Origin of the sequence: Bradyrhizobium sp. BR 1433 (genome assembly GCF_051547665.1) — a bacterium.
Lineage (GTDB): Bacteria > Pseudomonadota > Alphaproteobacteria > Rhizobiales > Xanthobacteraceae > Bradyrhizobium > Bradyrhizobium australafricanum.
In genome coordinates this window covers 1,833,385-1,846,172 of the sequence record NZ_JBPUGG010000001.1, presented here as the reverse complement: position 1 = coordinate 1,846,172, position 12,788 = coordinate 1,833,385, and the positions used below count along the sequence as shown (strand labels likewise).

At 67.1% G+C, this 12,788-nt stretch carries 12 protein-coding genes and 1 pseudogene; 5 read left to right on the top strand and 8 right to left on the bottom strand.

The window, feature by feature from the left end; genetic code table 11:
- Positions 1 to 764 precede the first annotated feature (764 nt).
- From ACSKB9_RS09365 to ACSKB9_RS09355, 3 genes are all read right to left on the bottom strand, one after another.
- Positions 765 to 1,673, bottom strand: coding sequence for a pentapeptide repeat-containing protein (locus tag ACSKB9_RS09365; RefSeq protein ID WP_438080132.1), 909 nt, complete (start codon positions 1,671 to 1,673; stop codon positions 765 to 767).
- Between the two features lie 2,134 nt (positions 1,674 to 3,807).
- Entirely contained in the window at positions 3,808 to 4,026 is a 219-nt protein-coding gene (locus ACSKB9_RS09360; RefSeq protein WP_438072727.1) for a hypothetical protein, read from the bottom strand.
- The gene (locus ACSKB9_RS09355; protein WP_438072725.1) at positions 4,023 to 4,643 is read right to left on the bottom strand and encodes a glyoxalase superfamily protein; all 621 of its coding nucleotides are present in this window, start codon (positions 4,641 to 4,643) and stop codon (positions 4,023 to 4,025) included. Before ACSKB9_RS09355 ends, ACSKB9_RS09360 begins: the two co-directional genes overlap by 4 nt.
- A 273-nt stretch (positions 4,644 to 4,916) precedes the next feature.
- Here ACSKB9_RS09355 and ACSKB9_RS09350 point away from each other — a divergent pair, with 273 nt between their 5' ends.
- The 5 genes from ACSKB9_RS09350 to ACSKB9_RS09330 all read left to right on the top strand — a co-directional run bounded on the left by ACSKB9_RS09350 (position 4,917) and on the right by ACSKB9_RS09330 (position 8,694).
- The gene (locus ACSKB9_RS09350) at positions 4,917 to 5,153 is read left to right on the top strand and encodes a hypothetical protein (RefSeq protein WP_438072723.1); all 237 of its coding nucleotides are present in this window, start codon (positions 4,917 to 4,919) and stop codon (positions 5,151 to 5,153) included.
- A gap of 25 nt (positions 5,154 to 5,178) precedes the next feature.
- Entirely contained in the window at positions 5,179 to 6,123 is a 945-nt protein-coding gene (locus ACSKB9_RS09345) for a LysR family transcriptional regulator (RefSeq protein ID WP_438072721.1), read from the top strand.
- A 221-nt stretch (positions 6,124 to 6,344) separates the two neighbouring features.
- Positions 6,345 to 7,055 carry an SDR family NAD(P)-dependent oxidoreductase gene (locus ACSKB9_RS09340; RefSeq protein ID WP_438072720.1) on the top strand — a complete coding sequence of 237 codons (711 nt, stop codon included), beginning with the start codon at positions 6,345 to 6,347 and terminating at the stop codon, positions 7,053 to 7,055.
- 22 nt (positions 7,056 to 7,077) lie between these two features.
- Positions 7,078 to 7,329 carry a tautomerase family protein gene (locus tag ACSKB9_RS09335; protein WP_038385470.1) on the top strand — a complete coding sequence of 84 codons (252 nt, stop codon included), beginning with the start codon at positions 7,078 to 7,080 and terminating at the stop codon, positions 7,327 to 7,329.
- 120 nt (positions 7,330 to 7,449) lie between these two features.
- Positions 7,450 to 8,694 (top strand): YbfB/YjiJ family MFS transporter, encoded by a 1,245-nt coding sequence (locus tag ACSKB9_RS09330; RefSeq protein ID WP_438072718.1) that lies wholly within the window; start codon positions 7,450 to 7,452, stop codon positions 8,692 to 8,694.
- On the opposite strand, the gene ACSKB9_RS09325 is transcribed toward ACSKB9_RS09330, so the two are convergent.
- The 5 genes and pseudogenes from ACSKB9_RS09325 to ACSKB9_RS09305 form a co-directional block, all read right to left on the bottom strand.
- Positions 8,691 to 9,842 (bottom strand): aminotransferase class V-fold PLP-dependent enzyme, encoded by a 1,152-nt coding sequence (locus ACSKB9_RS09325; RefSeq protein WP_438072716.1) that lies wholly within the window; start codon positions 9,840 to 9,842, stop codon positions 8,691 to 8,693. The genes ACSKB9_RS09330 and ACSKB9_RS09325 overlap by 4 nt on opposite strands.
- Positions 9,843 to 9,897: 55 nt before the next feature.
- Positions 9,898 to 10,371, bottom strand: a complete 474-nt coding sequence (locus ACSKB9_RS09320) for a hypothetical protein (RefSeq protein ID WP_438072714.1) — start codon at positions 10,369 to 10,371, stop codon at positions 9,898 to 9,900.
- Positions 10,278 to 10,718 carry a hypothetical protein gene (locus ACSKB9_RS09315; protein ID WP_438072712.1) on the bottom strand — a complete coding sequence of 147 codons (441 nt, stop codon included), beginning with the start codon at positions 10,716 to 10,718 and terminating at the stop codon, positions 10,278 to 10,280. Before ACSKB9_RS09315 ends, ACSKB9_RS09320 begins: the two co-directional genes overlap by 94 nt.
- Positions 10,719 to 10,873: 155 nt before the next feature.
- Positions 10,874 to 11,623 (bottom strand): annotated as a pseudogene (gene fliP, locus ACSKB9_RS09310) (flagellar type III secretion system pore protein FliP); the annotation flags it as partial.
- Complete coding sequence (locus tag ACSKB9_RS09305; RefSeq protein ID WP_438072711.1) at positions 11,620 to 12,561, bottom strand: flagellar biosynthetic protein FliO; 942 nt, start codon at positions 12,559 to 12,561, stop codon at positions 11,620 to 11,622. The pseudogene fliP and the gene ACSKB9_RS09305, both read right to left, overlap by 4 nt.
- Positions 12,562 to 12,788 lie beyond the last annotated feature (227 nt).

The window sequence follows — 12,788 nt, the reverse complement described above, 5'->3', positions numbered from 1 at the left end:
GCGCGGACCGCGCGTCTGTGCCTGCTTGCCACCGCCCTTGCGCTTACAACCCTTACCTATCCGACTGCGGCGCGGGCCGAAGACGCGGTGCCGGGTGAGGCGACATTCTCCGCCGCGAACGGCTATGCCCGGCTGGTGCTGAAGCTGAAGGAGGATGTCGAGTCGGAGGTCACGACCGCCGGCTCGATCATCGTGATCCGCTTCAAACGTCCGGTCGATATCCCCGTCGAGAAACTGCAGGATGCGGTGCCCGATTATGTCGGCGCCGCGCGCCGCGATCCCGACGGCTCGGCGATCCGTCTGTCGCTGGCGCGCCGCGTCTCCATCAACACCATGACCGCCGGCGAGCGCATCTTCATCAACTTCCTGCCCGACAGCTGGACCGGCCCGCCGCCGTCGCTGCCGCAGGAGGTGATCCGCGAGCTTGCCGAGCGCGCCCGCGCCGCCGAGCGCCTGCTGCGCATGCAGCGTGCCGCCGACGCCGCCAAGAAGAAGCCGCCGGTGCGCGTTCGCGCGCTGGTGCAGCCCACCTTCGTCCGCTTCGTGTTCGAGGTGCCCGACGGGGTCAGCGTCTCCTCGGTGCTGAACGAGCAGAAGTTGACACTGTCCTTCAACTCGGTCCTGATCTTCGACCTTGCCGATGCCAAGGTTGCGGCCCCACCGAATGTCGCGTCGATCAGCGCGCGCGCCGATACGGACACGTCGGCAGTCGACGTGTCGCTGATTGGCGATGTCGACGTGCATTCGTTCCGCGACGAGAAGAACTACATCGTCGACGTCGCCTTCCAGCAGAACGAGCAGCAGCAGGCGGCAAAGCCCTCACTGAGCTCGTTGTTGCCGGCGCGCGCCAAACCAAAAGGCGCCGCGGCGATCGCGCCGGTGACGTCGGAAAGCATCGCCCAGCAGGCCAAGATCGAGATCAAGCCCGAACAGTCCAAATCCGAACCGGCGAAGTCCGAGCCTGCCAAGTCCGAGCCTGCCAAGTCCGAGCCTGCCAAGTCCGAACCGCAGCACTCTGAGCCGCTCAAGCCGGAGCAAGCCACGAGCGAGCAACCGGCGGCCGCGCCCGCCAAAACGGAGCAGCCCCGATCGGAACCGTCCGATCCCGAGCTGCCGAAAATCGCGGCGGCACCTGCGGCCAACGCCGAGAACGCTGCTGCGCCGACCCCGCCGCACGACGGTGGCGCCGGCTCTGCGGCGGAACAGAACACGGCGCCCGTGACCAACGCACCACAGCCGGTGCCCGCTGTCGCCGCCGCGCCGGCGATGGAAGCGCCGAAGGCGGCTGCCGCGCCATCGCCGCCTGCTGCCGAGGCCCGTGCCGGCGGCAAGCCCGCGGTCGAGGCCCAGCGGGATAGCGACGGCTTGCGCGTGACATTCTCATTCCCCGGCGCGACGCCGGCGGCACTGTTCCGCCGCGCCGACACGGTCTGGATGGTGTTCGACACGGCTGAGGCAATCGACGTCGATCCGGTCCGCGCCAAGGCCGGCTCGCTGATATCAGATGTCAGCCGGATCGCGCTGGAAAAGGGCCAGGCGGTGCGCTTCCGCCTCAACCGGCCGCAGATGCCGTCGCTCGAAAGCGACGACCGCTCGCGCGGCGTGAGCTGGACGCTGACCTTTGCCGACCGGGTGCAGAAACCGCCATTGCCGCTCACCGTGGTGCGCAACATCTCGGAGCCCTCGCTCGCCAATGTCAGCGTACCGCTCGCCAATCCCGGCCAGCTGCACAGACTGGTCGATCCCGACGCCGGCGATACGCTTTGGGTGGTGACCGCGCCGCCGCCGACCCGCGGCATCATCAAGCGGCAGGATTTCGTCGAGCTCTCGCTACTGGAATCGATCCACGGCGTCGTGGTTCATCCGAACGCGGACGACGTCAAGGCCGAGGTCGGCGCCGACAAGGTGATGCTGGGCCGGCCGGGCGGCCTGACGCTGTCATCGGCCGACGTCGCCGCCGAGCGCGCGACCGCGGCGGTGAAGCCGTTGTTCGATCCGGACGAGTGGCGCAAGAACCAGTCGGACACGTTCCTCAAGCAGCTCGACGGCCTGATTGCGGCGACCGCGTCGGCCAATGCCGAGCAGCTGCCGCAGGCGCGGCTCGATCTCGCCGACTTCTACATGGCGCGCGGCCTGTATCAGGAAGCCCATGGTGTCGCCAATCTGATCCTGTCCGAGAGCAAGCGCGGCAGCGAGACGGCGTCGGTGGTGATGGTGCACGCGGTCGCCAGCATCCTGATCGGCCACCCGGCGCAGGGCCTGAAGGATCTCGCCAATCCGGTGATCGGCAACGGCTACGATTCCCAATTGTGGAAGGGGCTCGCCTTCGCCCGCGAGGGCAAATGGGCCGAGGCGCGCGAGAAGTTCAAGAACGCCGAATTCGCGGTGGCGACGCTGCCGCCCGATTTGCAGCGCATCGTCACCATGGACTCGATGAAGGCCTCGCTCGAGGTCAAGGACTATGCCGGAGCCGCGCGGCGCAAGAGCGATCTCGACGTGGTCGGCGTTCCCGGCGAGCTGAAGCCCGCGGTTGCGGTGCTGCGCGGCCGGCTGGCCGAGGCGCTCGGCCAGGAGAAGGATGCGCTCGACGCCTATCGCTTCGCCGCCAATTCGGCCGACCGCCAGGCTGCCGCCGAGGGCAGGTTGCTGGAGACGCTGCTCAAGCAGAAGCGCGGCGAGATCGGCCGCGACGATGTGCTGAAGGAACTCGAACTGCTGTCGATGCTGTGGCGCGGCGACAATATCGAGCTGAAGACGCTGTACGTGCTGTCGAAGATCTACGCCGAGACGGCGCGCTATGCCGACGCTTTCGCGGTGACGCGTGCCGCGACCCGGCTGCAGCCGAATGCGCCGGAATCGCGCCAGGCGCAGGATGCCGCCTCGGCCTTGTTCGTGCAGCTCTACCTCGGCCCCAGGGGCGACGAGATGTCGCCGATCGATGCGCTCGGCACCTTCTACGAATATCGCGAACTGACGCCGATCGGCCGCCGCGGCGACGAGATGATCCGCCGTCTCGCCGACCGCCTGGTCGGTGTCGATCTGCTCGACCAGGCCGCCGACCTCCTGCAATACCAGGTCGACAAACGGCTCGAAGGCGCGGCCCGCGCCCAGGTCGCGGCGCGCCTTGCGATGGTCTATCTGATGAACCGCAAGCCCGACCGCGCCGTTGCCGCGCTGCGCTCGACCCGGATCGCGGACCTTTCCGGCGAACTGCGCCAGCAGCGGCTGCTGCTCGAGGCGCGCGCGCAGAGCGACGTCGGCCGGCACGATCTCGCGCTCGACATCATCTCGAACATCACCGGCCGCGAGGCAATCCGGCTGCGTTCCGACATCTATTGGGCGTCGCGGCACTGGCGCGAGGCGTCCGAGCAGATCGAGCTCTATTATGGCGACCGCTGGCGCGACTTCACCCCGCTCAATCCGGGCGAGAAGGCCGATATCATCCGCGCCGTGGTCGGCTACGCGCTTGCCGAGGACGCCATCGGGCTGTCCCGGTTCCGCGAGAAATACGCGCCGCTGATGTCTGGCGATGCCGACAAGCTCGCCTTCGACTCGGCCAGCAAGCCGGTGGCGACGTCCAGCGCCGAATTCGCCCAGATCGCGCGAATGGCCGCCAGCGTCGACACGCTCGACGGCTTCATCCGCGAGATGAAGACCCGCTTCCCCGACGCCACCGCCCGCGCGCCATTGCCCGATCCGGTCGCGACCGGATCGGTGACTGACAAGCCAAAGGTCGCGCCGGTGAGCGCGCTGCCGGCGATCAAGGGCGAGCGCCGCGCCAGCGCGGCGCCGTAGCCGCGCTGGGTCTCACGGCCCGGCAGACACCCACGCGGTCGAAATGATCCCGGTGGCGTCGAGCGCGATCCGCCAATGCGAGGCACCGTTGGCGTGCCGCACACTGTAGACATCCTCGCCCTGCGCGCCGACGCCGAGGAAGCGGGTGGCTTCGATCGCGCCGAGGTCGGCGAGGAAAGGCTGCAGGTGTGGCAATTGCTCGCGGGTCGCCGCGGCGAGCGCAGGGGTCATGTCCGCATAGTCGGGCTGTCCCGATGCGCCCCCTCGATCAGGCGGCGGAGCGCAGCCTCGGTTCCTGGAGCCGGCGACTGTTTCTTCACACGCTCTGCGGTGCGATCCGCAATCTGTTTCGCACTAGCAGCGTCAATGCGCGGCATCGGCTTGTCGCCATTTTGATGCAGGATCAGTGACGTCGCCTGACCGTCAGCCGCGATGACAAAGCTGATCTGCGCGTCGACCTCCCTGGCGAAAAACCCGGTCTGGCTCTCCGCAAAGAACGGTACGGCACGCTGCCCGGTGAGCTGTACAGCCAAGTGGTGATCCTCGCGCATCACACTGAGGACGGCTTGCTCGCTGAGCTGGTAGAAGCCGGCATAGCGGTCGAGCACCGCGGCAGCGACTGCGATCTCTTGCCGCACGACATCCGGCGGCGATCGCGGAGCGGAAGCCGGCACATCGGCGGATCCGCCGGCGGCCTGTATCCGTGCCGCCAGCGTGTTCCAGTCGCGCTGGCCGAACAGTTTGGCGATAAGTTCCAGGCTGTCGCTGTGGGTGAGGGGGATCGATTTGGCGCCGAGCGCTTCGCGCAGGGTTTGCGCCATGGCCTTGGCATCACGAAAGTCGCGCATGGGATCAACCTTTGCATCGACGAACGGAAAGCGTCAGGGGCTTGCGTTGCTGACCCGTTCGCGCGGGCAAAGGAAGCCTGAAACATGGCTTGATACCTTCACCGTCCCCGGGTGGGGTGCAAGCGGCGGGTGGTATCGACCCTGCCAAATGTTCGCCGGGGACGAGCATTTTGTCAATTGCAACTGGTTGTGATCGCACGCGTGCTCTCGACATCCTGCCGTCAAATCGGCAACCATGGCGTCAGTTGCACAGCGCCGGGAGGACGTCGTTACATGAGCAAGCCGATCAAGACCGAAGCCGAACTGATCGCGATGGCGCGGGCCGAACTGAGGGCCCATGCCGACTGCCCCGACGGCATCGACATCTCCGTGCTGCGCGACGGCGACAGCTGGGAGTTTCGCGCCAGCGCCAATGACGCCACGGTGGCGAGGCCCGGCTATCCCGAATGCGTCGCGATGCTGGTGCAGATCGGCGACCACCTCAGCAAGCAGTATGACGTGAAGGAGTAACGGCGACCGCGAAGCGAGGGGATCGATGGACCGCATCGACGCCATGAAGGTCTTCGTTGCGGCGGTCGACGAGGGTAGCCTCGCCGGTGCCGGGCGGAAACTGCGGCGCTCGCCGGCAGCGGTCAGCCGGGCGATCGCTTTCCTTGAGCATCATGTCGGCGCCGAGCTGTTACATCGCACGACGCGCTCGCTGAAGCTGAGCGATGCCGGCCAGCGCTATGCGGCCGCATGCCGTCGTATCCTCGGCGAGCTCGAGGAAGCCGATATCTCGGCGGGCGGCGAGCGGTCAGTGCCGCGCGGCACGCTGACCGTCACCGCGCCCGTCGTGGTCGGCGAGGACGTGCTGCGGCCGGTGCTCGATGCCTTCATGACGGACTACCCGGCGGTGTCGGTGCGGCTCGTGATGCTCGACCGCACCGTCAATCTGATCGACGAGGGGATCGACGTCGCGCTGCGCATCGCCCATCTCGCCGATTCCAGTTTCATCGCGATCAAGCTCGGCGAGGTACGCCGCGTGGTCGCGGCATCGCCCGGCTATCTCGCGCAGCATCCGCTGATAGCCGAGCCGGCTGATCTGGCGAAGCACCAGATCATCGCCATGACGCATTTCGGGCTCGACTCCTGGAGCTTCCCGCCGGCCGCGAAGTCGAAGATCGCGCGCGCGGTCCAGTTCACGCCGCGGCTGGTCGTCAACACGGTGCGCGCGGCGGTGGCCTCCGCCAGCGAAGGACACGGCGTCACCCGGCTGTTCTCGTATCACCTCGCCGAGGAAATCCGTGACGGGCGGTTGCAGATCCTGCTCGCCGGCGACGAGCATCCGCCGCTGCCGGTGCATCTTTTGGCGCCGCAGGGTCGCTTCGACGTGCCCAAGGTGCGCGCCTTCGTCGATTTCGCGACGCCGCGGCTGAAGCGCTATTTCGAGCGGCTGTCGCGCGAGGCCAGCAAGGCTGGCGCAAAAGCGCGACGATAGGTTCATCGCGCTTTTGTTCTGTTTGTTTGCGCATGATCTCTGCGCAAACGCTTCGCGTTTGTCGCGCCGGAAAACCGCTTCACACTTTTCCGGATCATGCTCAGTCGTTCGCGCCGCGGAAGAGTGTCTGCCGAATAGCGGGCATTCGCGCGGAAAGCGAATGTATCTAGCTTGCTCTCCATCGAAGCGGCGCTGGGTCGCTTCACAGATGGAGAGAGATCATGGGTGCAGAGCAGAAGGTTGCCATCGTCACCGGTGCGTCGCAGGGCCTCGGCGAGGCCATCGTCAAGGGCTATCGCGACCGCAACTGGCGTGTCGTCGCCAATTCCCGCAGCATCAAGCCGTCGAGCGACAGCGACGTTCTGACCGTGGCAGGCGACATCGGCGATCCCGAAGTCGCCGACCGCGTCGTCAAGCAGGCGCTCGGGCGCTTCGGCCGCATCGACACGCTGGTCAACAATGCCGGCATCTTCCTGGCCAAGCCGTTCACCGACTACACCGACCAGGACTACGCGCAGGTGCTGGCGACCAATCTCAACGGCTTCTTCTACATCACCCGCCGCGCCGCCAGGGAGATGGTGAAGCAGGGGTCCGGACACATCGTGCAGATCACAACCAGCCTCGTCGATCACGCCAACAGCAACGTGCCCTCGGTGCTGGCCTCGCTGACCAAGGGCGGCCTGAACGCCGCCACCAAGTCACTCGCGATCGAATATGCCGCCAAGGGCATCCGCGTGAACGCGGTCTCGCCGGGTGTGATCAGGACACCGATGCATGCGCCGGCAACGCACGACTTCCTCGCCAAGCAGCATCCGGTCGGACGCATGGGTGAAGCCAAGGACATCGTCGACGCCGTGCTGTTCCTGGAAGGCGCGGGCTTCGTCACCGGCGAGATCCTGCATGTCGACGGCGGCCAGAGCGCTGGCCACTAACGAGCACGATCCGGAGAGTGTCATGCCTATCGTCACCATCCAGGTCACGCGTGAGGGGACGGCGCCGGGGGCGTCGTCCACCACGCCGGAGCAGAAGGCTGCATTGATCAAGGGCGCCAGCGAGTTGCTGCGTGACGTGCTTGGCAAGCCGATGGAGTCGACCTTCGTTATCATCGAAGAAGTCGATACCGATAATTGGGGCTGGGGCGGGCTTCCCGCGCTGGACTATCGCAAGAAGCTCGCTGCAGCTGCGGCGTCCAAATCTTCCCGCTGAAGGCTTCCCCAAACCGAATGTGCACCTCTCCCGATCGGGAGAGGTGAGCCGTGATCGCTGCGAGCGATTGCTGCGATCGCAACTAATCATTTTTCACGAACGGCCGGAGGGCCTACTGCGATGTCCATGTCAGCCAACGTCAATCATCAGCCGCGCCATCATCACGCCGCGCCGTATCGCGATGCAGGCGGGCCGCTTTGGCTGTCCGCGGTCGCGGGGCTGTGCGCCTCGCTGGTCGGGCTCGGACTGGCGCGCTTCGCCTACACGCCGCTGATCCCGGCTTTGATCGCCGCAAAGTGGTTCACGCCGGCGGAAGCGGTCTATCTCGGTGCGGCCAACCTTGCCGGCTATCTCGCCGGCGCGCTGATCGCCCGCGATCTCGGAGCGCGCATCGGCTCGGTGTGGGCGCTGCGCGGCATGATGGTGCTCGCCGCGATCACCTGCTTTGCCTGCGCGGTGCCGATCTCCTTCGTGTGGTTCTTCGGCTTCCGCTTTCTCGCCGGCGTCAGTGGCGGCGTGATCATGGTGCTGGCGGCAACCGCGATCCTGCCGCATACCGCGCCGAGCAAGCGCGGCCTGATCGGCGGCGTGATCTTCGCCGGCGTTGGCCTCGGCGTCGCCGCATCCGGCACACTGGTGCCGCTGTTGCTGCAGCAGGGCGTCGAGCAGGCCTGGTACGGCCTTGGCGTGCTGTCGGCAGTGCTGACACTGATCAGCTGGAAGGCGTGGCCCGCCGAAGCTCCTGCCGCGCGTGGCGTGGTCGAGCAGCCCGCCGCGTCGCATGGCGTGCGCTCGCCGCTGGTGATCGCGCTGTGCCTGGAATACGGCCTCAACGCGCTGGCGCTGGTGCCGCACATGGTGTTCCTGGTCGACTTCGTCGCGCGCGGGCTCGGGCAGGGGATCGCGGCGGGATCGCATTACTGGGTGCTGTACGGCATCGGCGCCGTGGTCGGTCCGTTGCTCACGGGACACCTCGCCGATCGCGCCGGCTTCGCCGCGGCACTGCGCGCGGCGTTCCTGATCGAGGTCGTTGCGGTTGCGCTGCCCGCCGTGACGACATCGCCTGCCGCGCTGATCGTGTCGAGCCTGATCGTCGGCGGCTTCACGCCCGGCATCGTGCCGCTGGTGATCGGCCGCATCCACGAATTGATCCCGCATTCCGCGGCGAGCCAGCGCTCAGCCTGGGCGCAGGCCACCACGACCTTCGCGCTGTTCCAGGCGGCGGGCGCCTACGGCCTGTCCTGGCTGTTCGCGCGCTGCGGCGGCGACTATGCGCTGCTGTTCGTGATCGGCGCGGCCGGAGTGGCCGTCGCGTTAGCGATCGAACTGTTCGGCGTCGTCGGACTGCGGCACAAGTCCAGCTAACCGCGCAACGTTTTGGTCAAGACAGTGACGAGGCGATCGACATCGGCCTCGTCGTTGAAAACGTGCGGCGAGATCCGCATCCGGCCGAGCCGCAATGCGACATGGATGTTCTCGGCGGCGAGGCGCGCGATCAGTTCTTTCGGAATGCCGCCCGCCATGCCGAGGCTCAGGATGTGCGGCGCGCGCACGCTGTGCGCCGGCACGTCGAGTCCGAGGTCACGCACGCCGCCCGCGATCCGCTCGTTGAGCATCGCGAGCCGCGCGCTGACGGCAGCGGCGCCCCATTCCGCCATCATCTCCATGCCGATCGAGGCCATCTCCAGCGTGATGAAATGATCGCGCTCGCCCATGTCGTAACGCGTGGCGTTGTCGACATAGGCGAGATCGCCGAAATAGACCGGGTTCTCGGAATTCACGTTGCGGCGGCCACTGGAGGTCTGCTCCAGCGGCACGCCGTTCTGGTGGCGTTTTGCAATGTAGAGGAAGGCGCGGCCGTAGGGGCCGATCAGCCATTTGTAGGTCGGAAACATCACGGCGTCGGGGTCGAGCCTTGTCACGTCCATCGCCACGACACCCGCACTCTGCGTCGCGTCGATCACGAACATCGCGCCCTGCCGCCGCAGCGCGGCCTGCACCTTGTCGACGTCGATCATGCCGCCGTCCGACCAGTGCACCGAGGAGATCGAGGCGAGGCCGACCGGCGGCGCGCCCGGCCGCTCGATCGTTGCCAGCACTGCCGATGTCCAGTCGCCGTCGGCGGGCTGGCGCACGGTGTCGACGACGAACCCTTGCGCCTCGGCGCGGGCGTGCCATTCGAGGACCGGCGAGGAATGGTCGTTCTCCAGCACGATGACGCGGGTGCCGCGCGGAATGCTCAGCGCCTTCGCCACCGTCGCGACGCCGTAGCTGATCGCGGGGATCAGCGCGACATCGTCAGGTGCGGCATTGATCAGGCGGGCCGCCGCGCTACGGGCGCGCTCATGCTGGCGGCCGGCGAAGCCGGGATCGATCGTCCAGGGCTGGCCTTTGCGTCCGACCGCTGTGCGGCCGGCATCGAGCGTCTTCAGCGGCAGCGGGCTGTAGGACGCCGAATTCAGGTAGCAGACCTCGCGTGGAACCTCGAACAGATGGCGCTGGGAGGGAAGCATGTCGTCTCGTTTGCTGGAATTTGCGGATCATGACGTGACGCCGAAGAGCGCGCGCTCATCCGTCATACTGGTCCGGCCCCATCGCCCAAGGCGCCTGGTCATAGCCGTTGGCGAAGGTGCGGTTGGTCTGCGCCGGGTTGCGATTGACCAGCGGCCGCAGATACATCGGGTGGGTAGCGCTGCGCACCTCGTGCTCGACGGTGAACAGATGCCGGCCGTCGGCCGGATCGACGATATCGCAGAAGCGGTACTGGTATTGATTGTCTTCGCGGGAGACCAGATTGCGTTCGCGCAGTCGCTGGTAGGGGCCCGAGAAGTCCGTGATGTAGATCTGGATGTGATGGCCGTCGAATTCGCCCTGCGCCGCGTCGCTCTCGCGGAATTGCAGATACTGATCCTTGCCGACCTTTGCGCGCGCGACGACGCCATCGCTGTTCACGACGCTGGCGGGGATGCCCATGATCTCAGGATAGAACCGGCTGATCGCCTCAGCCGTGCCGCGCGGCACCTCGAACTCGACATAGGGCATGCCGAGCGCGATGCGCCCGAACCGTTTGGCGTCCGGTTCAAAGCAGCGTAGCCGGTTGCCCAGGGGCAGATGGCCTCGACGTGATCATTGCGCTCGCGATAGCTGAACGCGGTGCCCTCGAGCTTGGGCGCGACCGCGGCGAGCCGCTGCAGCAGGGCCTGCCGCCCGGCGATCACGATGCCGGTGTGGCCGCGCAGCACCTGCTGGCGGCCGGTCGGCAGGTGAAACTGGCTGCGGCCGACATTCACCCACATGTTGCTGTCGGAGACCATCAGATAGGGATCGCGGGTCAGCCCGATGCCGGCGACGTAGAACAGCGTGGCGAGGCGCTGGTCCGGCACCTGCACGTTGACATGTTCGAGATGGATGGCGTTGCCGAGATCTTCTGCGGCGCGGTCGAATGGCTGCTGCACGGCGCGGCTCCCTGGATGCGGTGCCGCGCATGATAGTGCAACGGTGTGGCCGATCCAGCTGACGGGCCATGAATGTTTCGCAGGGCGCTACCCCCGTAACTCTGCACCAGGCTGCCGGCGACCAAAGCCCAGCCGTCGACCAGCACGAAGAAGATCAGCTTGAACGGCAGCGAGACCACCACCGGCGGCAGCATCATCATGCCCATCGACATCAGGACCGAGGCGACCACGAGGTCGATGATCAAAAACGGCAGGAACAGCAGGAAGCCGATCTCGAAGGCGCGTTTCAGCTCGGAGATCATGAAGGCCGGCACCAGGATGCGCAGCGACATCTCCTCCGGCGTCGCCGGCGGCGGCTCGCCGGAGAGGTCCATGAACAGCTTCAAATCCTTCTCGCGGACGTTCTTCTGCATGAAGCCGCGCAAGGGGACCGAGGCGCGCTGCAACGCGTCCTCAACGCCGATCTGGTTGGCGACCAGCGGCTTGATGCCGTCGTCATAGGATTTCTGCAGCACCGGCCCCATCACGAAGGCGGTGAGGAACATCGCAAGCGCGATCATCACCGAGTTCGGCGGCGCCGTGGCGGTGCCGAGCGCGGTGCGCAGCAGCGAGAGCACGACCACGATGCGCGTGAACGACGTCATCATGATCAGGATCGACGGCGCGATCGACAGCACCGTCAGCAGCGCAATCAGCTGGATCGCGCGCTCGGTCACGCCGCCATTGCCGTCTCCGAGATTGATGCTGATATCCTGCGCCATCGCCGGATCAGCGAGGGATCCGGCGGCGATCAGGACAGCGATGAAAAAAACTCTACGCGGGACTGCCCCTGGCCTCACGAAGGATTCTTCGGTCGGCCGAGCAGCGAGGCCATCTCGTCCTCGAGATTCTCGAACCCGCTCTTCTGTCCGCCGGCGGGCGGGGCGGGCGGCTCGCTGCGCTGCGGGCGCGCCGGCGGCGCCTCGGGCGCAACCGGCGGCGCGACGGTCTCGCCGGCGCCGGTCGGGCGGCGCAGCGCCGCTTCGAGCCGTTGCGCCATCTCGGCGAGATTGGCGTCGGCGTTCGATGGAGGCGGCGGGGCCGGAGGCGCCTGCGTTGCAGCCGGCGGCGGTGCCTGGGGAGGCGGTGGCGGCGGCGTCACGGCGCGCTCGGCTGTGCGCAGCGGTGGCGGCGCCTTCGGCGGCTCGGCGGCGCGCGGCGGACGCGGGACGACCGGCTCGGAGCGCGGCGGCAGGCGTGGCGGCATCGGATCGGGCCGCGGCTCGCCGCGTTCGGGCGTGAAGCCCGCGAGCGGATCGCTGCGACGCTCGGCGATCGGTGGCGGGGGCCGGCGCAGCTCGTCGGCGAAGGAGGGCCGCGTCTGACGCGGCGGCAGCTCCGGCTCGGGAAGGTCGAAATTGTCGGAGCGGGCGGCTTCGCTCTCGTTCCAGGCTGCATCCGGAAGCGGCGCCACGCGCGGCGGCGCGGCATCGGCTGCGACCGCGGGGCGGGTCGACATTTGATCGCGCGCGGGCATCGCGCGGACGATATTCGGCTCGACGACGATATCGGTGGGGCCGCCGATCATCAGGAGATGCTCGATGTTGTCGCGGCGGACCAGCACCAGGCGGCGCCGCCCGTCAACGGCGGCAGCGTCGATCACCGCCAGGCGCGGCATGCGCCCGCGGTTGGCGTTGGCCCCGAGGCGGTTTCCGGCGAAGCGGCGGACGAGCCATGCGGTCACGCCGATCAGCGCCAGCACGACAACGAATGCCAAGACGAATGTAATGACCTGCATATTGGAGTCCCCGGCCATCTTGGCCTTCCTCAGCTTTCGCCATCAACGGGCGCGGATTGATAGGTGCGGTTTGCGCAGCGAATCGCGCCCGAGATTCGCCTTATTTCTTAATTCCCAGCGGCTTGCAGCCGGCTGTTCTATTAATAAACCGAAAATCGCTTGTCCCAAAACGACTTCTCAGCGCCCCACGCTGTCTTGGTTTGTGCTGGTTAACGCAGCATTCGTGG